The 836-nt window shown below is 57.5% G+C and carries 1 protein-coding gene; it reads right to left on the bottom strand.

Annotation, left to right across the window (positions count from 1 at the left end; genetic code table 11):
- Positions 1-12 precede the first annotated feature (12 nt).
- Positions 13-770 (bottom strand): IS5 family transposase gene (locus ACR0K1_RS25605; protein ID WP_480852323.1). Its coding sequence is split into 2 segments (ribosomal slippage): positions 13-434 and positions 434-770, totalling 759 coding nucleotides; the frame shifts between segments, so codons are not numbered across the junction.
- Positions 771-836: the final 66 nt, after the last annotated feature.

Below are 836 nucleotides of genomic sequence, written 5' to 3'. Positions count from 1 at the left end.
TAGGGTCAGGATTCATAACCAATAGATGACGACAGCGGCGAGAGCGATGGCCGATAGGAAGACCTTTGGGCATCGGTCATAGCGGGTCGCCACACGCCTCCAATCTTTGAGCCTGCCAAACATGATCTCAATGCGGTTTCGCCGCTTGTAGCGGCGCTTGTCGTATTTGACCGGCGTCTTTCGTTGCTTTCGCCCGGGGATACAGGCTCGTATCCCCTTGTCCTGCAAGGCTTCTCTGAACCAGTCAGCGTCATAACCGCGATCCCCGAGTAGCCATTTGACGTTTGGCAGGCCACTGAGCAGCGCCCGTGCGCCGACATAATCGCTCACCTGTCCGGCGGTGACGAACAGGTCGATCGGTCGTCCCAGGCTGTCGCAGATGGCATGTAGTTTGGTGTTCATACCGCCCTTGGTGCGACCGATCAGGCGACCGCGCCCCCTTTTTTGGCGGCCATACTGGTCGCCGTTCGATGTGCCTTCAGGTATGTCGCGTCAATCATCACGGTCTGCTTCTCGCCGTGTTCCGCAGCCAACCCGGCCATCATCCGAGCGAAAATGCCTTTCTCGCTCCAACGCTTCCATCGGCTGTAAAGCGTTTTGTGCGGACCATAAGCGGCAGGAGCATCGCGCCAACGCAAGCCATTGCGATTGATGAAGATAATCCCGCTCAGAACCCTCCTGTCGTCGACCCTTGGCTTGCCGTGCGACTTAGGGAAAAAGGGGGCCAACTTGGCCATCTGCTCGTCGTTCAGCCAGAAAAGGTCGCTCATGTCACCGCTCCGTTTTCCAACTCGTGAATCACGCAGCGCAGCCGAAATCAATGCATCCTGACCCTA

Source organism: Ruegeria sp. F5, assembly GCF_056533845.1.
This window is presented reverse-complemented; position numbering and strand designations above follow the sequence as displayed.